36 protein-coding genes are annotated in these 17,947 nt (G+C 57.7%); 11 read left to right on the forward strand and 25 right to left on the reverse strand.

Translation table 11 applies throughout. From position 1 onward, the window contains the following. Position 1 precedes the first annotated feature (1 nt). The 4 genes from OKW98_RS18485 to OKW98_RS18500 all read right to left on the reverse strand — a co-directional run bounded on the left by OKW98_RS18485 (position 2) and on the right by OKW98_RS18500 (position 2,359). Positions 2-1,249, reverse strand: coding sequence for a terminase large subunit domain-containing protein (locus OKW98_RS18485; RefSeq protein WP_265389771.1), 1,248 nt, complete (start codon positions 1,247-1,249; stop codon positions 2-4). Beyond that, positions 1,230-1,769, reverse strand: a complete 540-nt coding sequence (locus tag OKW98_RS18490; RefSeq protein WP_265386080.1) for an HGGxSTG domain-containing protein — start codon at positions 1,767-1,769, stop codon at positions 1,230-1,232. The genes OKW98_RS18485 and OKW98_RS18490 overlap by 20 nt, the downstream gene beginning before the upstream one ends. A 68-nt stretch (positions 1,770-1,837) precedes the next feature. Then, positions 1,838-2,110: a hypothetical protein gene (locus OKW98_RS18495; RefSeq protein ID WP_265386081.1), complete on the reverse strand. Its 273-nt coding sequence runs from the start codon at positions 2,108-2,110 to the stop codon at positions 1,838-1,840. Positions 2,111-2,113: 3 nt separating this feature from the next. After that, entirely contained in the window at positions 2,114-2,359 is a 246-nt protein-coding gene (locus OKW98_RS18500; protein WP_265386082.1) for a hypothetical protein, read from the reverse strand. A gap of 150 nt (positions 2,360-2,509) precedes the next feature. Here OKW98_RS18500 and OKW98_RS18505 point away from each other — a divergent pair, with 150 nt between their 5' ends. Further along, positions 2,510-2,776, forward strand: a complete 267-nt coding sequence (locus tag OKW98_RS18505) for a hypothetical protein (protein WP_265386083.1) — start codon at positions 2,510-2,512, stop codon at positions 2,774-2,776. Positions 2,777-2,791: 15 nt separating this feature from the next. Beyond that, positions 2,792-3,040, forward strand: a complete 249-nt coding sequence (locus OKW98_RS18510; RefSeq protein ID WP_265386084.1) for a hypothetical protein — start codon at positions 2,792-2,794, stop codon at positions 3,038-3,040. A gap of 73 nt (positions 3,041-3,113) precedes the next feature. On the opposite strand, the gene OKW98_RS18515 is transcribed toward OKW98_RS18510, so the two are convergent. From OKW98_RS18515 to OKW98_RS18615, 21 genes are all read right to left on the reverse strand, one after another. Further along, positions 3,114-3,365: a hypothetical protein gene (locus OKW98_RS18515; protein ID WP_265386085.1), complete on the reverse strand. Its 252-nt coding sequence runs from the start codon at positions 3,363-3,365 to the stop codon at positions 3,114-3,116. Continuing rightward, the gene (locus tag OKW98_RS18520; RefSeq protein WP_265386086.1) at positions 3,362-3,697 is read right to left on the reverse strand and encodes a hypothetical protein; all 336 of its coding nucleotides are present in this window, start codon (positions 3,695-3,697) and stop codon (positions 3,362-3,364) included. The genes OKW98_RS18515 and OKW98_RS18520 overlap by 4 nt, the downstream gene beginning before the upstream one ends. After that, entirely contained in the window at positions 3,697-4,002 is a 306-nt protein-coding gene (locus OKW98_RS18525; RefSeq protein ID WP_265386087.1) for a hypothetical protein, read from the reverse strand. Before OKW98_RS18525 ends, OKW98_RS18520 begins: the two co-directional genes overlap by 1 nt. A gap of 230 nt (positions 4,003-4,232) precedes the next feature. Further along, the gene (locus tag OKW98_RS18530; RefSeq protein WP_265386088.1) at positions 4,233-4,910 is read right to left on the reverse strand and encodes a hypothetical protein; all 678 of its coding nucleotides are present in this window, start codon (positions 4,908-4,910) and stop codon (positions 4,233-4,235) included. Between the two features lie 83 nt (positions 4,911-4,993). Beyond that, a complete protein-coding gene (locus tag OKW98_RS18535) occupies positions 4,994-5,515 on the reverse strand; it encodes a hypothetical protein (protein WP_265386089.1) in 522 nt (173 codons plus the stop codon). Between the two features lie 95 nt (positions 5,516-5,610). After that, complete coding sequence (locus tag OKW98_RS18540) at positions 5,611-6,237, reverse strand: recombination protein NinG (protein WP_265386090.1); 627 nt, start codon at positions 6,235-6,237, stop codon at positions 5,611-5,613. A 91-nt stretch (positions 6,238-6,328) separates the two neighbouring features. Then, on the reverse strand, positions 6,329-6,640 hold the full coding sequence (locus tag OKW98_RS18545) for a hypothetical protein (RefSeq protein WP_265386091.1): 312 nt from the start codon (positions 6,638-6,640) through the stop codon (positions 6,329-6,331). Next, the gene (locus tag OKW98_RS18550; protein WP_265386092.1) at positions 6,640-7,038 is read right to left on the reverse strand and encodes a recombination protein NinB; all 399 of its coding nucleotides are present in this window, start codon (positions 7,036-7,038) and stop codon (positions 6,640-6,642) included. The genes OKW98_RS18545 and OKW98_RS18550 overlap by 1 nt, the downstream gene beginning before the upstream one ends. 82 nt (positions 7,039-7,120) lie before the next feature. Then, positions 7,121-7,591, reverse strand: a complete 471-nt coding sequence (locus OKW98_RS18555; RefSeq protein WP_265386093.1) for a hypothetical protein — start codon at positions 7,589-7,591, stop codon at positions 7,121-7,123. Further along, positions 7,588-7,875: a hypothetical protein gene (locus tag OKW98_RS18560; RefSeq protein WP_265386094.1), complete on the reverse strand. Its 288-nt coding sequence runs from the start codon at positions 7,873-7,875 to the stop codon at positions 7,588-7,590. Before OKW98_RS18560 ends, OKW98_RS18555 begins: the two co-directional genes overlap by 4 nt. Positions 7,876-7,987: 112 nt before the next feature. After that, a complete protein-coding gene (locus OKW98_RS18565) occupies positions 7,988-8,491 on the reverse strand; it encodes a hypothetical protein (protein WP_265386095.1) in 504 nt (167 codons plus the stop codon). Further along, the gene (locus OKW98_RS18570) at positions 8,488-8,985 is read right to left on the reverse strand and encodes a hypothetical protein (protein WP_265386096.1); all 498 of its coding nucleotides are present in this window, start codon (positions 8,983-8,985) and stop codon (positions 8,488-8,490) included. Before OKW98_RS18570 ends, OKW98_RS18565 begins: the two co-directional genes overlap by 4 nt. After that, entirely contained in the window at positions 8,982-9,422 is a 441-nt protein-coding gene (locus tag OKW98_RS18575; RefSeq protein WP_265386097.1) for a hypothetical protein, read from the reverse strand. Before OKW98_RS18575 ends, OKW98_RS18570 begins: the two co-directional genes overlap by 4 nt. Next, positions 9,419-9,610: a hypothetical protein gene (locus OKW98_RS18580; protein WP_265386098.1), complete on the reverse strand. Its 192-nt coding sequence runs from the start codon at positions 9,608-9,610 to the stop codon at positions 9,419-9,421. Before OKW98_RS18580 ends, OKW98_RS18575 begins: the two co-directional genes overlap by 4 nt. After that, a complete protein-coding gene (locus tag OKW98_RS18585; protein ID WP_265386099.1) occupies positions 9,607-9,801 on the reverse strand; it encodes a DUF1382 family protein in 195 nt (64 codons plus the stop codon). Before OKW98_RS18585 ends, OKW98_RS18580 begins: the two co-directional genes overlap by 4 nt. Continuing rightward, on the reverse strand, positions 9,801-10,619 hold the full coding sequence (locus OKW98_RS18590; protein ID WP_265386100.1) for an ATP-binding protein: 819 nt from the start codon (positions 10,617-10,619) through the stop codon (positions 9,801-9,803). The genes OKW98_RS18585 and OKW98_RS18590 overlap by 1 nt, the downstream gene beginning before the upstream one ends. Beyond that, complete coding sequence (locus tag OKW98_RS18595; RefSeq protein WP_265386101.1) at positions 10,609-11,412, reverse strand: hypothetical protein; 804 nt, start codon at positions 11,410-11,412, stop codon at positions 10,609-10,611. Before OKW98_RS18595 ends, OKW98_RS18590 begins: the two co-directional genes overlap by 11 nt. Beyond that, the gene (locus OKW98_RS18600) at positions 11,412-12,278 is read right to left on the reverse strand and encodes a Bro-N domain-containing protein (RefSeq protein ID WP_265386102.1); all 867 of its coding nucleotides are present in this window, start codon (positions 12,276-12,278) and stop codon (positions 11,412-11,414) included. Before OKW98_RS18600 ends, OKW98_RS18595 begins: the two co-directional genes overlap by 1 nt. An 82-nt stretch (positions 12,279-12,360) precedes the next feature. Then, the gene (locus tag OKW98_RS18605) at positions 12,361-12,600 is read right to left on the reverse strand and encodes a hypothetical protein (protein WP_265386103.1); all 240 of its coding nucleotides are present in this window, start codon (positions 12,598-12,600) and stop codon (positions 12,361-12,363) included. A gap of 20 nt (positions 12,601-12,620) precedes the next feature. Next, positions 12,621-12,809: a hypothetical protein gene (locus OKW98_RS18610; protein ID WP_110658565.1), complete on the reverse strand. Its 189-nt coding sequence runs from the start codon at positions 12,807-12,809 to the stop codon at positions 12,621-12,623. A 31-nt stretch (positions 12,810-12,840) separates the two neighbouring features. Continuing rightward, positions 12,841-13,035 carry a Cro/CI family transcriptional regulator gene (locus tag OKW98_RS18615; protein ID WP_265386104.1) on the reverse strand — a complete coding sequence of 65 codons (195 nt, stop codon included), beginning with the start codon at positions 13,033-13,035 and terminating at the stop codon, positions 12,841-12,843. A gap of 104 nt (positions 13,036-13,139) precedes the next feature. Between OKW98_RS18615 and OKW98_RS18620 the strand changes: the two genes are divergently transcribed. From OKW98_RS18620 to OKW98_RS18655, 9 genes are all read left to right on the forward strand, one after another. Further along, positions 13,140-13,919: a LexA family transcriptional regulator gene (locus tag OKW98_RS18620; RefSeq protein WP_265386105.1), complete on the forward strand. Its 780-nt coding sequence runs from the start codon at positions 13,140-13,142 to the stop codon at positions 13,917-13,919. Between the two features lie 402 nt (positions 13,920-14,321). Further along, positions 14,322-14,453 (forward strand): hypothetical protein, encoded by a 132-nt coding sequence (locus OKW98_RS18625; RefSeq protein WP_265386106.1) that lies wholly within the window; start codon positions 14,322-14,324, stop codon positions 14,451-14,453. 164 nt (positions 14,454-14,617) lie between these two features. Further along, on the forward strand, positions 14,618-15,379 hold the full coding sequence (locus OKW98_RS18630; protein WP_265386107.1) for a methyltransferase: 762 nt from the start codon (positions 14,618-14,620) through the stop codon (positions 15,377-15,379). A 737-nt stretch (positions 15,380-16,116) separates the two neighbouring features. Then, on the forward strand, positions 16,117-16,299 hold the full coding sequence (locus OKW98_RS27630) for a Lar family restriction alleviation protein (protein WP_416147365.1): 183 nt from the start codon (positions 16,117-16,119) through the stop codon (positions 16,297-16,299). Positions 16,300-16,422: 123 nt separating this feature from the next. Next, positions 16,423-16,680: a DUF551 domain-containing protein gene (locus OKW98_RS18635; protein ID WP_265386108.1), complete on the forward strand. Its 258-nt coding sequence runs from the start codon at positions 16,423-16,425 to the stop codon at positions 16,678-16,680. A gap of 39 nt (positions 16,681-16,719) precedes the next feature. Next, a complete protein-coding gene (locus OKW98_RS18640) occupies positions 16,720-17,133 on the forward strand; it encodes a hypothetical protein (protein ID WP_265386109.1) in 414 nt (137 codons plus the stop codon). After that, positions 17,130-17,339 carry a hypothetical protein gene (locus tag OKW98_RS18645; RefSeq protein ID WP_265386110.1) on the forward strand — a complete coding sequence of 70 codons (210 nt, stop codon included), beginning with the start codon at positions 17,130-17,132 and terminating at the stop codon, positions 17,337-17,339. Before OKW98_RS18640 ends, OKW98_RS18645 begins: the two co-directional genes overlap by 4 nt. Then, complete coding sequence (locus OKW98_RS18650) at positions 17,336-17,605, forward strand: hypothetical protein (protein ID WP_265386111.1); 270 nt, start codon at positions 17,336-17,338, stop codon at positions 17,603-17,605. The genes OKW98_RS18645 and OKW98_RS18650 overlap by 4 nt, the downstream gene beginning before the upstream one ends. Beyond that, positions 17,602-17,919, forward strand: a complete 318-nt coding sequence (locus OKW98_RS18655; protein WP_265386112.1) for a hypothetical protein — start codon at positions 17,602-17,604, stop codon at positions 17,917-17,919. Before OKW98_RS18650 ends, OKW98_RS18655 begins: the two co-directional genes overlap by 4 nt. The last annotated feature ends 28 nt before the right edge of the window (positions 17,920-17,947 follow it).

Consider the following 17,947-nt stretch of genomic DNA (forward strand, 5'->3'; position numbering starts at 1 on the left):
GTCAGATACTCAGGGATGAAGTGGATGCAGTTCGCTTGACGATCGGGAACAGATGAGCCAGCGGGTAGCCGGCCGCATCAATCACGTGATCCACGCCGCTTGATTTGTCAGGCATGCCGTTCTTGTCGTACGCCTGTTGCTCCAGACCATCCGTGAGGTGCGGACAGCGATTGGTATTGATCTTCAGTCGCCGAACGCCGAGGCCGTTGCAGATCAACGCGTTCACGGCGTTGACGCGGTCAGCGATAGCAGGGTTTGTCGAGTTGACTCGAACAGTCAGTCCGGCCTGCCGAATGATGCTCAGATCAGACTCGCTGGCGTTCTTGCTGCTGGCGTTCTGTCCGGATGCGTCGGGGAAGACCTGAACGGCATGGCCCTTCAGCTTGTAGCGCTCATTGAACAGCGCGACCATTTGCGGCGTGTCGCGGCCATCAACGATCTCATCGACCGCCACCGGCCAACCATCGCGCATCACGTAAACCACAGCGCTCATCTTCAGCCGGTTGAAGTCCATCCCGATCAGGACAGGCTCGTTGGGCTGTAACGTGTCGTTGGTGTGATTCAGCACCCGGTTGAAGTCCGGATAAACGCTGCCAGACGTAAGGTTGGTGAAGCGACCTTCGATGTAGGCATCGATCAGCGCTGCCGGATAACTGTCGCGCAGTGTCTGCACGTAGTCGTCAGGCAAGAATGGGTTGGTGTACGTCGCCGCCTGGATCATCACGTAGCCAGGCTTCGGATTACGGCCCCATGTGTCGTAGACGAACTGGAAGCCCTCCGGCGTGGTGTAAGCCGAAACACGATTGAACGGCAGTTCAACGCCATCAGGACGCTGCCTGTTCCGCGCGATGATCTTGCGCCATGCCATGGCTGCCTGAGCCTTCTTCAGCGTGTCGATCTCGTCGACGTGCGCCCGGTATGACTCGTAACCAATGATGCGAGCCGGGTTCTCCAGCGTCCGCAGCACAAAGTCGCCACAATTGGGCGAACTCGTGTAAATGATATTTTCCTGCTTGTTGTACTTGTACCGGATGCCCATGTCCGTGAGCTTCTCTTCCATGCGCGGGGCAAGGATGAGGCGGACAAGGTCATAGGTGGGCTCGTACAGCGCGATCAGCGCCGAGGAGGATGCCAGAGCGTCACGCAGCGCGCAGTTAGCGAGCGTCTCCGTCTTGCCCGTACCGAACCCACCTACGAACGCCGGGTATTTCTCAGTCAGTTGGTAGAAGTCAGCCTGCGGCTGCGTCATTTGCACCCGCAGCGTCCTTCCTTCCACCTACCACCTCGATCTCGATTCTGGTCACCGGTGGCAACTCAATAGGATTCGTCTTCAGCAATTCGGCGCGAGTGCGTTCCAGGCTCTCGATGCGACCAGTCAAGCGGTCGATCAAGCCTGAATAGTCCCTGACCTTAAACTTCTCCTCGGTCTTGGCCTGGTACTCGCCAGCGCCTTCACGCTCAACCCGCGCCTCAAGCTCTGCCGTTTCTCCGAACTCATTCTCCCTGTTCAACGCACGCATCAATCGAATGCGGGTCAGGCGTAGCTCATCATCGACACGACCCAGCTCAATGCGGGACAGCATGTCGTTCTCTGCATCAGTGAGGTATTGGCTATAGATCGATCCGGGCTTGGCCGCGTTCTTGTTGCCGCGCAGATCCTTTGGCCCAGTGCTCTTGCCACCGTGGAGCTTGCAGCGAGAGGAACCCGGTACTGCATGGCGCTTACATGGTTCCCCGTTGCCGCGCTTTGATGCGCCGCATAGGGCCATTGGAAGCCTCATTCATGGGGTTTGTTTTCGCAACGGTCATTCAATGCATTCGAACGTCATTCAATGAATCATTGAGCCGGGATCAGCTCGTCTTCAGCGGAAAGCATGGTGTCGATCAGGCGTTGCTCAGCAAGACGCATGGCGCCGATGCATTGCAGGTCATCCCCGCGCTTGCCGAAGCCGTACACGTCGAGCTGACCGTTGTCGCCTATCAGGGCAAGTACACCGACATCACAGAGTGGAAGCTCGCCGGACTCAATCTGTTCTGCGACCTTGCGAAGCGTGCGCACAGCATCACGCCAGCCTTCACGTTCGAAGGTGACGACTTTGAGTTGGCTCATGGCTTACTCCCCGAATGCGTCGCCTTGCACCATTACATTCCGGCCATCGACAATGAACGTGACGGTCAGCACTACTTGTCCGCTCGCATCGCTAGACATGCAGGTCTTTGATTGACCCGGAAGAATCTCCCCGTCTTCGACGTGTAGCGCGAATGGCTGCGGGAGCGGCCGCTCAGGTGGTTCGCCGAGCATTTCATCGATCGTCATACAGCGAGGCCCGGGGGTGATGCGTTTCAGGATCAGCTTCATGGCTTACTCCGCGCCACGAAACGTGCGCTTTAATGGTATGACCGGAACATATTTCTTATAAAGTCGTAGATTACCACTTTACATAGGAATAATGGTCCGGTACATTTAACCCATGCCGCCCATTACGGGAAGGCGAACTGGAGCAAAACCATGGCCCGCATCACCAAAGCTCAAGCCCAAGAAATCCACGCAGCCCGTGCCGCTCACTTCGCAGTTGGCAACGTCATCCTGAGTAGCTACTGGGGAGAGCACAGCTTGGTGACGGCCTACAATGAAACTGACTGCTCAACTTGGTCGGTGACTGTTCAGAAAGTGAAGCTGATTGATGGCCAGTGGACCGCTGTAGAACCTGCTCGCACTCACCGTACCGATGCTGACCGCCAAGACCGCGTTGTCGCTCAAGGCGTCGCGGCATAAAAGGAGACCTCGCCAATGATCCCTAACGCAGAAAACTACAATGGCGACACCAAAAACGCTCAACAACTGATTGAGCGTATCGGCAAGTCCCAGACCTGGATTGCCAAACGGCTCGGGGTCTCGGACCGCCGCATCCGCTACATCATCAAGGGCTCGCGCATTGTCAACGGAGTCGACACTGATGTGCGCATGACATACACCGAGCAGTTCACGCTTGAATGCCTTGCTGTGGCCGTAGAAAGCGCGGCCGGGCTTAGTGCATAAATATGCGCCATCTACAATCAACTTACGCCACGAAACGGGCGCATCTGATTTCGTGGCGCGTCATGCGTGATCGTCACGGATAACCTGCCAGCGGCTCTCGCTCACCGCCCCACTGCTCTGGGAGCGTGCAGCGCGTGACCTTCATCTCATAAAGACGGCTGGGTATGGCGCCGTCAATCACCTGATAGCCAGGCGCTGCGACGTAAATGGTCTGGGTGTCGCTCCTGCACTCCCATGTCCGGTACACGTAACCGGTTCCGGTGCAGAAGAAGAACAGGACGACTGCCCCGAAGATGCGGAGCATCAGATTCTTGGCGATCCTCATTGCGGCGCCCTCCGGCTATCCGCTCCACGACGCTCAATTCGACGGCGATTGCGCCCATCGGTCATTGCGCCGATCCGACGGTAGAAGTAGGAGGCCGACACGATGGTGAACATCACGAACATGATGCTGGGGATACTGTTGTTGATCAGTTTCGCCGGCTCCCATATCCACAGCGCGATGTAGGCAGCGGTGTACAGAAGGGAGTTCGTCAGAATGTAAGCGACTTCAGCGCTATCCGCCTGCCTGCAACCCTTAGCGCGAAAGGAAAACAAGATCGCCCGGCCAATGACCATGGAGAAGGCTATCAAGGCAGCTATCGAGACAATGAGCATCACGCGCCTCCCGTAGGATGGATGCCGCTCACCCACGCCTTGACCTTCACTTCAATCAAACCGAGGACAGGGTGTGCGAAGAAACCGAGCACTGGAATAAGGCCCGAACGATAGGCGTAGTCGACCGAAATGAACTCGCCGGCGACTTTGCCCAGGAAGAATGAGATGACCAGCTTGCCGAGGAACAACTTCCACTCGAAGCGCATGTCCGTGGACGGGGGCCAGAAGTAACTGGCCAACCCTCCGAACATGCCGAGCAGTCCGAATTGCGACCAGGCGAGGATGGCTATGAGGCTGAAATCCACTGCTCATTCCTCGTGGGCGCGCCTCGGGTTGTTCGTAGGCAGATGGTGAGGGCCTGAATAGGCCCACTTTGACCAAATCGGCTGCACCAGCACTCCCAGCTCGGAGCAATGGGTGTGGGAGAGCCGAAAACGAAAAACCCGGCACTAGGGCCGGGTTAGATATCTGTGTGCGTCGGTGGAGAGTTGCGCACTATGGGAAATCTACTGATGAATCCCCACCATGTCAATGTTTATGCTGCATTTTCCTCTTTTTCCGCGTGAATTACCTGCCATACGGGCTGTTGAGCCTGAATATCCACTTCATGAATTACCGCTTTGAGCTGTTCCCACAGATCCAGCCAGTCGCGATTCCAGTGCTTTGGCTCGATCGTTACTCCGAAGAACGCCTGCATCTCAGCAGCAACCCTGGCCGGCCCCCATTCGGCAGCACCGGTCACCTCCCCCTTGTAGGACTGCAGCGCCATGGTTACCAGGTACTGAGCCTTCACCCGCTTGGCCGACGTGAGGTCAGGTAGTGCTGCCCTGGCCTGGATGATCAGCACCGCGTTCATGACGTGCTGCATGGTCATGCATGGGTGATACAGGAAGTGCCCGAGTTGCTGCACTTGGAACGGCAGCGTGTCGATTGCGCGGAGCACCTTGCCGATCATGGTGAGATGAGCGGCCCTGGCAGTAGACCGTCCGATGGGCGTGCCGCGCGTCTCGCTGATGCTGATTCGCTGACGAACGACTTTGATGCGCTCCTCTTTATCGTCGCCAAGCGCTGCGAAAACAGCCTCGTGCCGACGCATACGCTGACCGGTCTTGATGGGTGCCGACTCCGCCTTGCTGATGGCGACGGCGCTGATGGATGCGTTGGATTCGTGCTGTGCATCGGTCCAAGCCTGACGCGCTCCGATAAGTCTCATGCCGCTTCTCCCCTCTTCAATTCTCTGGTCAGTGCCCGGTAGTGCGCGGTCAGCGCCTTCAGGTCGTCGATCATCTTCATCGCCTACGCCCTCGTGTGAGGAAGGTCGCGTGCGATCAGGTAATCGTTCCTCGCCTTCACTGCATCGTTTATGTCGTCGTAGCGGCCCAGGTTTATCTGCTTGCGCTTCCACTGAACTTTGGCGACCCACTTTCCAGCCTGGCGGTAAACACCCACATGCCCACTAGTGTTTTTGTCCGTGATACGGCGGTTGGCCGCTTGCACGTTGTAATCCACGTACCGGCAGTTGCTTGGCTCATACCCCTTCGAAGAATCCACTCGATCCAACGTCAGTTGATCGGTGTATCCATTGGCGAGAGACCATTCCATGAACGGCTCGAAGCGCATCCATTCATCACAAAGATTCACGCCTGCGTACTTGTGAACCTCAGTGCCGCGAGGCTTCAGGCATCTACGCTTCATGTTTGCCCAAGTGACGTGCAGGCGACTGTTTGAGTTATTGAGCCCGTGCGTTGCGCGCCTTCTACCGCCCGCCTTATTTGCACATGCGATGCAGAGGCCGGTCATGACCTTGGCGCGCTCCATGCGAGTCTCGAATTCCGTCGAGCACTCGGGGCACCGAAAAACGCCAATTGCCCTTCTAGAGCCTGAAATCTCGGCCAAAGACTGCCGAAGCAGAATCACATTTCTGCCCATGAGATAGCCCCCTCATTGCGCTCCTCAAGTCGCTTGGACTTTTTGGTGAAAATCGCTTTAAGCCGCTTCAGGTATGGGATGTCATGCCGGGCTATCGCTTGGTTGCACTCCAACCAGTCGACGCGCTCTTGCCCGATCTTCTCGATCAGCGCAGGCCTATACCCAGCGAGATTCCCGCTGAGGTGCGAATTGCATTGAGAGCAGGATTTGTTCATGTTCCAGAGGTTGAAGCGGATGTGCGGCGCGGCACCGACACTGCGAAAATGCGAGCAGTGCCACTGACCGCCCCATGTCGCCGGTTTTGAGCAACTGATGCAGCCAAGGTGGGCGTCGCGCAGGCGGACGTAACGGTTGATGACTGCTTGCGCCTCCTTCGCGTAATCGGATTTGCTCTTCAGCTTCTCCTTGCGCACCTTGATCTCTTTGCGCTCGACCTGAGCCAGTGACTTGCGAGCCCGGTCCTGATTCGCCGGAGCGATAGCCAGGCCGCACGCCCAGCCGCAGACCTTCTGCCCCAGCTTGGCCGGTACGAACTTGGTGGCGCACTCCGGGTTGGCGCAGGTCTTTGGTTTGCGCGCCGGCGGCGAGCTCACCGCTGCCCTGGCGATCACAGGCCACCTCCGAATTGATGCGCTGCCGGATTCGAGCGGTAGCCGTGCTCGAGCAGAATCGCTGCGAGGCTGATGAGGGCCTTAATGGTCTTCATGCTGGCACCTCGCGGGACTTGGCTTGTTCTGGCGCGAAGCTGCCCCGGAGTGGAATCAGGAATCGATCTTCGATCAGGTCAAGACCTGCATCTTCTGGGTCTGGAGAATCGTTTTCGATTGATGGGCCCTCTACCAGCCACATAACGTCATCACCCAGATAGAGATATCGCGCGTCGTTGTGCGGGTTGTTGACCGTGTCGCCCGGCTTGGCCAAGCAAACTATCGTGCATGCCCGGCCGGTGTTGAAGGGTGGATGGTTGCCACCGATGATCAGCGCCATATCGCCCGGCTTGAATTGATGGCTCATCAGTACCGGCCCTCCCAAAGATCAACCTGCGACCACTTCACGCCCTGCTCTGCGCCGAAGGCATGGATGACTTCGAACAGATCGCTGAACCACTTCTGCGACTGCTTACGGGTGGATATACCCAGCACGACGAACCCGCCGTCGAGCCCGGGCACCGCGCGCTGCTTCTCGACCGAAGCGCTGAAGATGTGCTTCCAGTCTTCGTCCGACAGTTTCTTGCCGTACCACTCGACCTGCTGGGAGACGTCGCGGAGCATTGCCCACATCTTGCGGTTGCTGACGTCGGGACGCTTCTCGTCCTTGATCACGACCAGCTTTGGCTTCGTCAGGTCGGTGGCGTGCAGGTAGCCCATGATGCGGGCGATATCGCCTACGGATTTGAGTGCGAACTCTGTCATCGCGCACCCCCAAACCAGTACGTCTCACGGCCGTTGGTGTAGACGGTCTGTTCCTTCAGCAGGGTTTTGAGTTGGGACCAGGTCATGGCTGTTCCCCGCAGAGAGCTGCATAGGCGTAAGCGATCTGCGCGTCGGCCTGAGCGAACTCAATGATGAATTTGCGTAGAGTCGCATTCTCGATCTTCAGGCGGTCGCACTCACCGATGAACTTGTCTTTGCGATCCACTGCGGCGTTGTAATCCGATATCGCTTCGACTTGGTCCTTGCGCAGCCGCACGATCTCATCCGCCTGCGCCTGATTGTGCGAAGTCAGATCATCGCAGCGCTTGCGGAGGATGTCGGCGACGTGCATGCCGACCTCTTGACCGGCAGGATCAGGGCGAACCCAATCCGTCTTGTCGCTGAACTCCTTGTAGGCGGTCTCGAAGCGCTGGAGGCGTTCGATCTCGGCAAGCAGGCCCTGCGCGCAGGAATGAAACTGCATGCGGGACAGCTTGCTCGACATTGCCAGATGCAAAGGCATGCCGATGATTCCTCTGGTGACTTCGCTCATGACTTCACCTTCAGGCCAGCGGCCTCCAGACATGCCCTGTCGTATACGGACGTCTTCTTGCACATCCGATCGTCGATCTTCTCTGAATAATCGAGATCCCAGACCGCCTTCCCGCCACCACAAGCGGCGTAGTCACCGATAACAGCGAAGGGTTCAGGCAGCTCAATCACCAGCGCCTCACGGGAGGCCTTCCACGCACTGAATAAGTGATCCTTGACGTCGGCGTAGCATTCGCCCCAGAACTGGTTGGCGAACCACTCGTTGAATTCTTCACGACTGCTCATTTGAAGGGCGTCTCCTGCGGCAACGGCTTCACAACCGTCTCAACTCTGTGCCCGGTGCCGACTGCGGCTACCAGGGTTATGGCTGCTATGCAGATCCAGATTCGGGAGGTGGTCATGGCTTGATCCCTCGAATGCTTGAAGCCAACCCGTCCCACTCCTCGACCATTTCGTCCCCATTCCCAGGGAATTCGGTGGTTCCGGTGTCGTGGTCGTAGATGCCGTGCTCGCTGACGTATTCAGCGATGCGGTTATCGATCAGCTTGGCGGCAGCTTCCGTGCCGGCCTTGAAGCCAGCGCCCGTCAATTGCATGAAGCTGAGGTCGATGAAGCACTCGCCGAACTGAATCCCGATGGTTTGCACCAACCGGCCGTGCGGCGCTGGCGTCAGTTCGCCAATGCGGCGTATGGCAAAGGTTGACTCGATGGCGGTGATGACCACTTCTGGCTCAGAAGGGCTTTCAACCCAGGGCACAGCGACCAGATCCATGTCGCGGGCCAGCGAACCGTGCACCGCAAGCGCGTAACCGTTCGAGCGGGCAATTTCTGCCAATCGGGGGTACAGGCACATGTAGGTCGGTGCGTTATTCGGCTTTGGTTTTGTAGTCAGGTCGCTCATGACAGTGACTCCTTGGCCTTGGCTGCCTTTTGCTCTTGGCGTTCGCGATGACGCTGCAGGGGTCCATCTGGCAAGTCAGCGATTTGGTTGCAAGCTGCGCACAGCACATCACCCAGCGCCTTATGCGCTTTCGGAATAAACATGGTGTAGCGGCTGCCTTCCGGGCGGTATTGGGCAAGAGCGAGCTGGTAGCAGAGCTTCGAGGCATCGTCCAAACCGCTATTGCGCCCGTTGGCGAATGCCTTCTTGTTGTCGCGCTTGAGCATTTCGTTTTCGGTTTTCAGCGCCCTGCGATCCTCAAGAAGAACTGCGTAAGAAAGATCGCCGCCGCTGATAGGTGCGTTACTGGACGCTTGCCAAGCCGCCCAGCTGCCGTTCAGGAAATGCTTGTCTCGGCCGGCGTACCAATCGCGCTCGCGGACTATGCGGATTACCCGGTTCTCACGCGCAGCGTCGGCGGTGATCCACGCCTCAAATTGATCGCGACTGGTCATGGCTTCACCTCCGGCTCTTCCGGATATGGCATCCAAAGAATTGGCGTCTCTAATCCATCCATGCGATCCACCCCCCAATGACCGAACCCAAAGGCGTCGATGCGGAATTGCGCTTCCTCGCCGCCGTCCCACTCGTCTCGCTCTTTGTCTGTCATGAACGAATCGGCATCAGTCAGACGGCCGGGAATTACGCCGTTGCGCTCATTGAAGAACAGGACATCGACGTGCTTAGGGCAGGTTTCCATGGGCTGCCATTTGCTTTTGGATGCCTCCCACGCCATTAGAGCCAGTCGAAGTGAGGGGTCAGCAAAGCTGCCATCGTCACGCAACCAGTCCAGATTCAGGCGCGCCTGCGACTCGATGCCTTTTCCCAGCAGGTCGATCATCGCTGCCAGATACCAGTCGGTGAACTCGGCTTTCATGTTCGAATCGCTCATACGCACCCCCGAATCACAGCGACCTTGGTGTCCACAACCATGTGCTGCGCCCGCTTCTGCGTGCCGTCCCGACGCACAAGGCGCGCATCGGCTCCCTTGATCAGCCTTACGATGTCTCGGTTGATCTCGACGACCTGAAAGCCTTCGGACTTGAGGGTGTTTACGGTTTGGGTTTGGATGGGGGTCATTGGGCTGCCTCCTCGGCTTCCGCACGATCAATCAGGGAGTCGAGGCGAGACATCGACAGGGCGAGCATCTGGTCGTAATCCTCGTCGCTCAGGACCGGGACGCTCACATAACGAACCCGGTGATTTGTCATGGTCACGGCCATTTCGAGGGCTTTTCGCGCCTCCACTGGTGTTGCGAGTCGGACAGCCATTACGAAGCCCTCCGTGGCAGCCGCGCCGAGGCGCCTTCGAACACAAGGCCAATGCCGCGCCCTTCCCTCAGCCGATCCACGCTGCGGTCGCCCAGCACGGTGCCGAGCTCCTTGGCGTCGATGTTGGAGATCACGATGGTGGGCAGTTGTTCCTCGTACCGGCCGTTGATCACAGCGAACAGGGTCGCCAGCTCGAACTCGGTCGGCTTGGTCGCGCCCACTTCGTCGATGATCAGCAGCGATGGCTGGGACAGACTGACGAACGCCTCGGCCTCGGTGTATTCGGCCTTGTCGCCGTAGCTGCCCTTGATGAACTGGAGCAACCCGCCGACGGTGCGGTAAACCGCTGTGGCTTTGTGCTTCAGGATCACTGCGCAGGCGATAGCGGTTGCGAGATGCGTTTTGCCAGTGCCTGGGGTGCCGGTCATCACGATGCAGCGGCCATCAGCCAGGTGCTGCGGGAAGTTTTCGGCGTACTCGATGCACTTGGCGAGGTTGGCCTGCTGCCCAGGCGTATCAGCGAGGAAGTCCTCGAAGGTCTTACCCATGAACCGGCGAGGGATCAGGGACGACCCCAGCTTGCGCTCCAGACGACTTTCGGCAATCCGGGCATACATCGCCCGCTGTTCCTCCTGATCGTTTCGCAGACGAGCTTCAGCGGCGCAGCCGGGGCAACCGGAGGGGGCTTCCGAATTCTTGTGAACGATCGATGCGTAGGCCCCGTGGGTTGCGCATTCGGCCGCCTGCTTGGAGACAACACCGAAGCGCTGCTCAAGGTGGCTGATGGTCAGATCGATGTTCAGGGCTTCAGAATTCATAGGTGCCATCCCCTACGGCGGTCAGACCGGCCTTGTAGTCGCGCTGATCGAAGCCGGTGTGGCGGCTGGATGGGAGGTGGTGCACGTTGCTCGGCACCGAGACTTCATCCTCCCAGCGCTTGCCGTTGAGCCAAGTCGAGGCGTGCGGTATGAACTGGCCGTTGTCTTTGGTCCAGCCGGGTGTCAGCGAGTGTTTCGCCAATGCCTTGATGATCGTGTCGAACAGGGCTTCGGTGAGCTTGAGCTTTGCCCAGGCCTTCTCCGCTTTGTCCTTCCCGACCTTGCGCGGGTAGAGCTTCCAGAACCGCGCAAAAAGTTCGCCCGCGTCCACCGGAGCTGGCGACGGGTTGAGGGAATCAGGAATCAGGAATCCGGAATCAAGAGAGAGGGAATCAGCAGGGAAAGAACTGTGCGAGTCTGGTGCTAGTACGGTGCTTTCCTCATGCTTTCCCTGCGAAGGCTCTACAACGGGCATTGCAGGGATGATGCTCTTCGCCTCTTTCATGTGAGGGTTCTGGTGCTTGGCCCAGTTGATGATCTGGATCGCCTGAACGTCGCCAACGGTGTAACGCTTGATGAACCCCAAATGATCCAGGTCATCGAGCATGTGGACGATGTCCACGCTGTCAGCTGGGAACAGGGCCATCTTCAGGCGGCGAGGACGATCTTCCATCCGCCCTTCCCGGTCTGCTTCGGTCCACAAACCGATGAACAGCAGCCGAGTGGCGAAGTCCAGCTCTGCCAGGTGTTCGTTCGAGAAGAACCCCGGTTTGATATTTCTGGAGCGCGCCATCATGGACGTCCTTTGCCGACAAGCTCGGCAAGCTCAAGGAAGCGATCCACGTACCAGTGCGGCTGTGTTTCGCGGGGGGATTGAGGGCTGGTCAGATTCTTGCCGTAGGCGAGGCCCTTATCAGTCACGGACCAGAACGGAACCACCTCCTGCCTGGAGTTCTTGCGGGTCAGCTCTTTGAGGTAGCCGGCGGCTTCAAGGCGCTTGTTGAAGGCCACAACCGAACCGCCCAGGGCAAAGTCCTTGAGCAAGGCAGTGGCAGACTTGGTGGGCATTGAAGAGCCGCCCGAAGCATCAGGCGCGGCGTCGACCGCATAGCCGGGGAGAAACTTGGCATCCAGACCATTGTTGGCAGCGATCTTGGAAAGCATCATCATTTTGCTCGACGGCGCCGGTTTCAGCAGGCGGTCGAAACATTCGAGGATTGCGAGTTCGCCCAGGATCTTCGAATTGTTATGCGGCTGCGCGGTGTAGGCGCCGGTCTTACGAATGGTAGGCAGAACCTGACCCACAACCCACTCTTCAAACTGCTCTGCAGCCGGAAGCTTGGACTTCATGACCAGGCGGTAGAGGTCACGCTCAGGAATGATCTGCACCGCACGTACCTGACCTCCCATTTCGGTATGGCAGGTACTGATGGCTTTGCAGTGAGCATTGATCGCTTTCGAGGTGTTTGCGTAACCCAGCGCTTCAGCTATGTCTTTTGCGATGAAGTGAGGCTCGCCATGGATGTCGTCTACCACCCGAATTGGAAACCCATGGAAATCGAATGGCGTGACTGGAGAAATCCGCGCCACGTTTTCGTAAATCGCATTTCGTGGCGCGGACCGTTTCAGGGCCTGTACATCTGTATTAGAGGTATGCATAATCGGCCTCACAGAGTTTCAAGTTATGCGCTGCACAAGAGCCGGGATTGCGCCCCGGCTTTTTTGTGCCTGCGATTTAGGTTTATTCACGATTCAGGCCCTCATCAGGCCGTGGTTTCGAGGGGGAATACGGTCGCCTGAATGGCTGGACTGTTCCCGACATCGTCTTTGGCCTGGTGCGCTGGACGATGTGTTTCTCGATCTTTTCCTTCACCAGTTGTTGAACTGGTATCCCGAGTTCGGCGGCTGCCTCCTTCAGGAACTGGATGTCTTCCTCATCCGCGATCTGCCGTAACAGCAGGTCGGTTTCGGTCTCAGGCATAAAGCCTCCATTGCGGGCCTTCAGGCGATGTCTTGGATGCGGGTAAGCTCGTCCCTCATCTGCTGGATTGCGGCCTTCAAGATTTCACGAGCCAACACGGCCTTCTGCGTGCCGTGGATCTTTGCCAGCGAACGCAGGTACTCGTCGTATTCGTCGCTCAGTCGGACTTTCGTTTCGTTGTGGTTCAGGTGTTTCGGGTCTTCGTACATCGGTGACTCCTCAATGGCTGATAAGTGGGTTTTAGGCTGCGGATTTTTGTGAAGGGAACGGGCGCTGCTCTTTGGCCTGGAAGCTGCCGTCAGGAAGCTCAAGCACACGGATGTCCCGTTTCGCGGAAAGCGCTTTGTGAATGGCTGGGGCCGTCACACGAAGAAGCCGTGCGGCTTCGGACTGCCCTTTGTCAGCAACAAACATTTCGAGGGGTGTCTCGTTCATGATCTGGCCTCGGTTGTAGATGAGGCGATATTAACCATCTGTTAATGATTAATCAATACCGATGGTTTCTTCCCCGTTTTTACCGTTGGTAATAAATTAACGCCATGACCAGAAAACGACTTTTGCCCCCGGATCGCCTCGCTGAATGCAAGGCCGCTCACGATCTATTCCTCTCGAAAAAGAAGGAGTTGGGTCTTAGCCAAAAGAAAATTGCGGAAGCCGCCGGTATAACGCCGGCCGCCGTGAATCTGTACTTCAAGGGGATCAACCCCCTCAACGCGCAATTTGCCGCCATACTGTCCGAACAGATAAAGGAGCCTGTGGAGCGATTCAGTGCGCGCCTGGCTGCCGAAATAGGAAAGCTGACGCGAGCAACCCCAGACCGTGCAGCTGCTACTTCGAATGCCGAGCTGCTTGGGCCAATTGATGTCTGGGATGACGACACGCCGCTCGATGACGATGAGGTGTATGTGCCATTTCTAAAGGAAGTAGAGCTCTCGGCGGGCAAGGGACGCACAGCCGTAGAGCAGTCTCATAAGCAGAAGTTGAGGTTCGGCAAGCTGACTCTCCGCAAACAAGGTGTCCAGCCGTCAGACGCTGTGTGCGTCACGGTGAGCGGGAATAGCATGGAGCCGGTATTGCCTGATGGCAGCACAGTGGGGGTAGATCAGGGCACCACATCAATCACGGACGGTAAGATGTATGCCATCGATCACGGCGGGCAGCTTCGCGTGAAGACGCTGTACCGTCTCCCAGGAGGAGGAATGCGGATGCGCAGCTTCAACCGAGAGGAGCACCCCGACGAGGAATACTCAGCCATCGAGATGATCGAGATGGAAATAATTGTTCTGGGCCGGGTGTTCTGGTCCTCAGCTCTCTGGTAGAGCCCCGCGCGCCAAGCGCTCAGTAAATGATCCCGCCACCCGAGCGGGATTTTTTTCGCCTACTGAAAAATAATTAACCATCGGTGTTGACTCATCAATAAACCGATGGTTAACTAAGCCCATCGAAACGAATCAGCCCCTACCAAGGGCCTCACGGATCGGTAGATCTTTAAAAACCTAGACCGCCAAGCCTGCAGGCATAGCAGGCCATCAACCCAGCAGGGCTCTGATGCAAACAGGTGTGACGGCCATGAAGCTGTCATTCAAGCGACACGCAGGCCGCAAACGAGGGCGGAAGCGTGATACCGGGTGAGCGACCGGGGCCTGATTTGAAAAACAGATTTCACTGGCTGGCCTTGGCAACAGGGCCAGACGGGAAATCAACCTACTGAGATACCCGAAATGAACACCAACAGAGTGCAGTGCCGCGATCAGGCTGAAGTGACCGAAGTCGCTGAGATGTGCGCCGCCACCGGCTACCTCTACAGCGTCGATGAGCAGCTGATGCTGACCTTTTGGAAAGCCCAACAGTAACCCCCTGGAGAAACGCCATGACCCATAAACAAGAACCAGTATTCGTCGGCTACACCGAAGACGGCATGGCGATCTACCGACTGCCGTTTCAGCTGTGAACAAACCGAACGATTTCTGAAGCGCCTGGGCGACCGGGCGTTTTGGAAACAGAACGGGAGCAACACATGAAAGTCGACAATGAGGTTATGGCGCTGCTCAGCGCCTCGCGCACCGAAGACAACAAGCTGTTCATCACTGGCGGGCAACTCGACAAGAGCCTTTATGCGCGCTTGGATAAAACACTGAAGGCCGCTGGCGGGAAGTGGAACACGAAAGCAAAAGCTCACCTTTTTGCTGGTGAGGCAGCGGATGCAATCGAAAACATCCTAATGACCGGCGAGGTCACCGTGCCGCAGGACTTTGGATTCTTCCCAACACCGCCAATCGTTGCGAAACAGGCGGCAGACCTGGCTGAGATCGGCGACGGCATGATGGTTCTGGAGCCAAGCGCAGGAAAAGGCTCATTGGCAATCGCAGCTCACGCCGCCGCTAATGATGTGCAGGTTTATATGCACGAGTTGCTGCCTGACAACCACGCGATTTTGGTCAGCTTGAACCTGCCAATGTCTGGTGTTTCGGCGCCGGGCGACTTCTTGCAAGTTGAGCCAAAGCCGGTTTATGACCGGGTGCTGATGAATCCGCCCTTCGACAAAAAGCGCAGCGACATTCATCACGTGTTCCATGCCCTGAAATTCCTGAAGCCCGGCGGACGGCTGGTGGCGATCATGCCGTCTGGCGTGACCTTCCGCGACGACGCCCTGACTCGTGACTTCCGAAGCATCGTTGAGCAGCGCGGTGGACACATTGAAGCGCTACCCGAGTCCAGCTTCAAGCAGTCAGGAACGATGGTGGGCACCGTACTGGTAGTGATTCCAGCGGCCGCCTAAACCCTAACGACCAGAGACAAGACCATGCCAACCCTACCCTCACCCCCACAAGCATGGGGACTTCTGACAGCAATACTTTCGCTGCACGCCCTCGCGCTGGGGCTGATGGTGGCTTGGTCTTGAAAGGAGAGAACGCGATGCCGAAGTACATGCTTGATTACATACGCTTGTGCAGCTGCTGCAGCATGGATGTGAGAACGACCGGCAACATGCTCAGCATCGTGATTCCATCACTACAGGCTCATGCCTCAGCTCTTCGGAGCGCGATAGCGACGGTGCCTGAGGGTTGCCCTGAGCTTGAGGAGGACGCCGGGGTTATCGAGGCGGCAATTCGTTCATTTATCCAACGGTGCCGACCGCAGCCGATCCAGCAGGACCTGTTCGCAGCATGATGTGCCGTCGGCATTCGCAAGAGTGCCCATAAGCTCTGCAATCTCGCCGGAACGTGAATACCGGTTACCCGCCAGCCTGTCACGGGGCATTGAATACGGTGGGCTGAGGGTTCGCCCTCGGAGATTGCAGAGCGATGCAGAAGCGGCGTGGAAAATCGAAGACACGCAAGGCGCAATCGGGAGCCAGAAAACAGCCCGTGCTACGGCAGGTAGGTGGCCAAGCAGAAACTGAGAGCCTTCGGGCCAGACTGCGAACACATCGACGGGGTAGCGTCCGTCCTTCTGCATCACCCCATTCAACAGGTAGCCACTGCCTTCCCAGTGAGCGAGCAATAGGAGATTGCGATGAGTGATCCCAAGCCTAAACCGTGCCCGGTATGCGAGAGCGATGACCTGGAAGTGGACAGCTCCACAAACTCTGCGAGCTGGGTCCAGTGCCGCCAGTGCGATCACAAGTTGCAGCAAGCCTGCTCAGAAGAGGCCGTGGTTCGCCGCTGGAACAAGTTGCCGCGTACCACAACTGCGTAACACCCCCCTACACCAACCCCCACTGAACATACCGCACTGTCCATCCTCCGCTGCCTATCTGGCCGATCGCGTTCTTGGCTTGGGCAGTGCCGTGTGTTTGGTTAATCAGCAAGGAGATTGAACATGAGCGAATGGATCAAGTGCAGCGACAGGCTGCCCGAACTGAAAGATGACGCTGTGCTGGCTTATTCAGACGGAACCTCGCCGCACGCTGAGCAGCATGCTTGGCCCAAGGGCGGCATGGACATGGTGCACATACAAGATTACTTCGGCGATGTCACTTGCGGTCTGGACGCTTCTGGAAAGCAGCTCTACACGCAGATGTATCTGAGCAATGGCGTGACTCATTGGCAGCCAATGCCCGCCCCGCCTACCGAATAACCCACCCCCGAATAACCCACCCCGCCGACGGAGGCGACCATGAATGCTTTAGCCAAAGCACAGTTCGAGTATGACAACCGCCTTCCGGTGGAGCTGGACACGGACGCGGAACGGATTTGGATCGACGATGCAGCGGAACAGTTGCTGCTCGGCGCCGACGTCAAGTTCAAGCGCTCCCTTCACTCTCCCCAGGGTGTCACCTACGAACAGTTCGCCGCCGCAGTGGATGAGTTTGTGATGGGCCAGCTCTCGGCTACAGGCATCAGCAACTCAGTGTTGGGCCGACTGGTGCTAGCCGCCAAGCGACGCGCATCGTCTGACGCCTGCACTGCGGCCGCTGAGGCCCTGAACAGTCCCAACCCTGACGAAGCGCTGCGCCAGATCGCGATCACGCTGCTGACGCCGATGGCGAGGGATGCGCTGATTGCTCAGGCCGAGGATGCGGAGCTATGAACAGCCCGCACGTTCTGATCGGTCGTTACCTCGACGACATCGAATCTGGCGACAGGCCTCCCCTCTACGATCGCCTTGCCGAGAAATGCATCGTCGACCACTTCATGTCCGACGCGATCGACGCCGAAGAATTCCACTACTACTGCGCGCGTTTCCGCCGTGCTGTTGGGCGTGACGTAGTGCAGAACGCAAGGAGAGCAGCATGACCACTCCACTGTATCCATCGCTGGCTGAAGAGCAGATCGCTGACATCGAACGCCGTCTGACAATCTTAGGCTTCGGTGCTCCAAGCGTTGAGTTGCCAGAAAGCATGGCAGTCCCCGAGGACCGGGTTCTGATGGTGTTCAAGGGCCTGACCATGCTGGACGCAATGCGCGAGGCTGAGCGGGCGCATATCTCGAACCCTGAAGCGTGGAGCCGCCGGACTTGCCTGTGTGGTGAGTGGACGCTGAGTTACGAGGTGCGGGTATGAGCAGCATTGATCTTTGGAAAGAAATGATTGCTGAGTCGCTTGAGCAGCATGGCGTGATGGCAACTGCTGAGCAGATCAACCTCATCGCAGAGGATGCTGCGGGAATCGCCGAAAGTATCAGCGAACATTCATTCCATCCCGCCGATCCCATGGTCCACGAATTGGCCGAGTCGCAAAAGGCTCTGAAACGGGAGCGTGAAAAGGTAGCTTGCGTGCCATGCCACGGCTCTGGGTTCATCGAGACGTCAGGCCCCTACCACGGCAGCACATCGCAGTGCTGGAAATGCCGAGGCGAAGGCAGGCACACGCCATGACCGCCACCCAGCGCCGTCGTCGACTGAT

This window comes from Pseudomonas sp. KU26590, assembly GCF_026153515.1.
Lineage (GTDB): Bacteria > Pseudomonadota > Gammaproteobacteria > Pseudomonadales > Pseudomonadaceae > Aquipseudomonas.

What these genes read in the sequence shown, in the direction of transcription:
- OKW98_RS18600 (WP_265386102.1), bottom strand. Translation starts at nt 12,278, where the DNA reads ATGCATACCTCTAATACAGATGTACAGGCCCTGAAACGGTCCGCGCCA.
- OKW98_RS18515 (WP_265386085.1), bottom strand. Translation starts at nt 3,365, where the DNA reads ATGAGGATCGCCAAGAATCTGATGCTCCGCATCTTCGGGGCAGTCGTC.
- OKW98_RS18575 (WP_265386097.1), bottom strand. Translation starts at nt 9,422, where the DNA reads ATGAGCGATTCGAACATGAAAGCCGAGTTCACCGACTGGTATCTGGCA.
- OKW98_RS18500 (WP_265386082.1), bottom strand. Translation starts at nt 2,359, where the DNA reads ATGAAGCTGATCCTGAAACGCATCACCCCCGGGCCTCGCTGTATGACG.
- OKW98_RS18520 (WP_265386086.1), bottom strand. Translation starts at nt 3,697, where the DNA reads ATGCTCATTGTCTCGATAGCTGCCTTGATAGCCTTCTCCATGGTCATT.
- OKW98_RS18635 (WP_265386108.1), top strand. Translation starts at nt 16,423, where the DNA reads ATGAGCGAATGGATCAAGTGCAGCGACAGGCTGCCCGAACTGAAAGAT.
- OKW98_RS18595 (WP_265386101.1), bottom strand. Translation starts at nt 11,412, where the DNA reads ATGGCGCGCTCCAGAAATATCAAACCGGGGTTCTTCTCGAACGAACAC.
- OKW98_RS18585 (WP_265386099.1), bottom strand. Translation starts at nt 9,801, where the DNA reads ATGGCTGTCCGACTCGCAACACCAGTGGAGGCGCGAAAAGCCCTCGAA.
- OKW98_RS18565 (WP_265386095.1), bottom strand. Translation starts at nt 8,491, where the DNA reads ATGAGCGACCTGACTACAAAACCAAAGCCGAATAACGCACCGACCTAC.
- OKW98_RS18640 (WP_265386109.1), top strand. Translation starts at nt 16,720, where the DNA reads ATGAATGCTTTAGCCAAAGCACAGTTCGAGTATGACAACCGCCTTCCG.
- OKW98_RS18560 (WP_265386094.1), bottom strand. Translation starts at nt 7,875, where the DNA reads ATGAGCAGTCGTGAAGAATTCAACGAGTGGTTCGCCAACCAGTTCTGG.
- OKW98_RS18485 (WP_265389771.1), bottom strand. Translation starts at nt 1,249, where the DNA reads ATGACGCAGCCGCAGGCTGACTTCTACCAACTGACTGAGAAATACCCG.
- OKW98_RS18615 (WP_265386104.1), bottom strand. Translation starts at nt 13,035, where the DNA reads ATGAACGAGACACCCCTCGAAATGTTTGTTGCTGACAAAGGGCAGTCC.
- OKW98_RS18550 (WP_265386092.1), bottom strand. Translation starts at nt 7,038, where the DNA reads ATGACAGAGTTCGCACTCAAATCCGTAGGCGATATCGCCCGCATCATG.
- OKW98_RS18630 (WP_265386107.1), top strand. Translation starts at nt 14,618, where the DNA reads ATGAAAGTCGACAATGAGGTTATGGCGCTGCTCAGCGCCTCGCGCACC.
- OKW98_RS18530 (WP_265386088.1), bottom strand. Translation starts at nt 4,910, where the DNA reads ATGAGACTTATCGGAGCGCGTCAGGCTTGGACCGATGCACAGCACGAA.
- OKW98_RS18590 (WP_265386100.1), bottom strand. Translation starts at nt 10,619, where the DNA reads ATGAATTCTGAAGCCCTGAACATCGATCTGACCATCAGCCACCTTGAG.
- OKW98_RS18505 (WP_265386083.1), top strand. Translation starts at nt 2,510, where the DNA reads ATGGCCCGCATCACCAAAGCTCAAGCCCAAGAAATCCACGCAGCCCGT.
- OKW98_RS18510 (WP_265386084.1), top strand. Translation starts at nt 2,792, where the DNA reads ATGATCCCTAACGCAGAAAACTACAATGGCGACACCAAAAACGCTCAA.
- OKW98_RS18620 (WP_265386105.1), top strand. Translation starts at nt 13,140, where the DNA reads ATGACCAGAAAACGACTTTTGCCCCCGGATCGCCTCGCTGAATGCAAG.
- OKW98_RS18545 (WP_265386091.1), bottom strand. Translation starts at nt 6,640, where the DNA reads ATGAGCCATCAATTCAAGCCGGGCGATATGGCGCTGATCATCGGTGGC.
- OKW98_RS18650 (WP_265386111.1), top strand. Translation starts at nt 17,336, where the DNA reads ATGACCACTCCACTGTATCCATCGCTGGCTGAAGAGCAGATCGCTGAC.
- OKW98_RS18490 (WP_265386080.1), bottom strand. Translation starts at nt 1,769, where the DNA reads ATGGCCCTATGCGGCGCATCAAAGCGCGGCAACGGGGAACCATGTAAG.
- OKW98_RS27630 (WP_416147365.1), top strand. Translation starts at nt 16,117, where the DNA reads ATGAGTGATCCCAAGCCTAAACCGTGCCCGGTATGCGAGAGCGATGAC.
- OKW98_RS18610 (WP_110658565.1), bottom strand. Translation starts at nt 12,809, where the DNA reads ATGTACGAAGACCCGAAACACCTGAACCACAACGAAACGAAAGTCCGA.
- OKW98_RS18555 (WP_265386093.1), bottom strand. Translation starts at nt 7,591, where the DNA reads ATGAGCGAAGTCACCAGAGGAATCATCGGCATGCCTTTGCATCTGGCA.
- OKW98_RS18580 (WP_265386098.1), bottom strand. Translation starts at nt 9,610, where the DNA reads ATGACCCCCATCCAAACCCAAACCGTAAACACCCTCAAGTCCGAAGGC.
- OKW98_RS18655 (WP_265386112.1), top strand. Translation starts at nt 17,602, where the DNA reads ATGAGCAGCATTGATCTTTGGAAAGAAATGATTGCTGAGTCGCTTGAG.
- OKW98_RS18535 (WP_265386089.1), bottom strand. Translation starts at nt 5,515, where the DNA reads ATGGAGCGCGCCAAGGTCATGACCGGCCTCTGCATCGCATGTGCAAAT.
- OKW98_RS18625 (WP_265386106.1), top strand. Translation starts at nt 14,322, where the DNA reads ATGAACACCAACAGAGTGCAGTGCCGCGATCAGGCTGAAGTGACCGAA.
- OKW98_RS18495 (WP_265386081.1), bottom strand. Translation starts at nt 2,110, where the DNA reads ATGAGCCAACTCAAAGTCGTCACCTTCGAACGTGAAGGCTGGCGTGAT.
- OKW98_RS18645 (WP_265386110.1), top strand. Translation starts at nt 17,130, where the DNA reads ATGAACAGCCCGCACGTTCTGATCGGTCGTTACCTCGACGACATCGAA.
- OKW98_RS18570 (WP_265386096.1), bottom strand. Translation starts at nt 8,985, where the DNA reads ATGACCAGTCGCGATCAATTTGAGGCGTGGATCACCGCCGACGCTGCG.
- OKW98_RS18605 (WP_265386103.1), bottom strand. Translation starts at nt 12,600, where the DNA reads ATGCCTGAGACCGAAACCGACCTGCTGTTACGGCAGATCGCGGATGAG.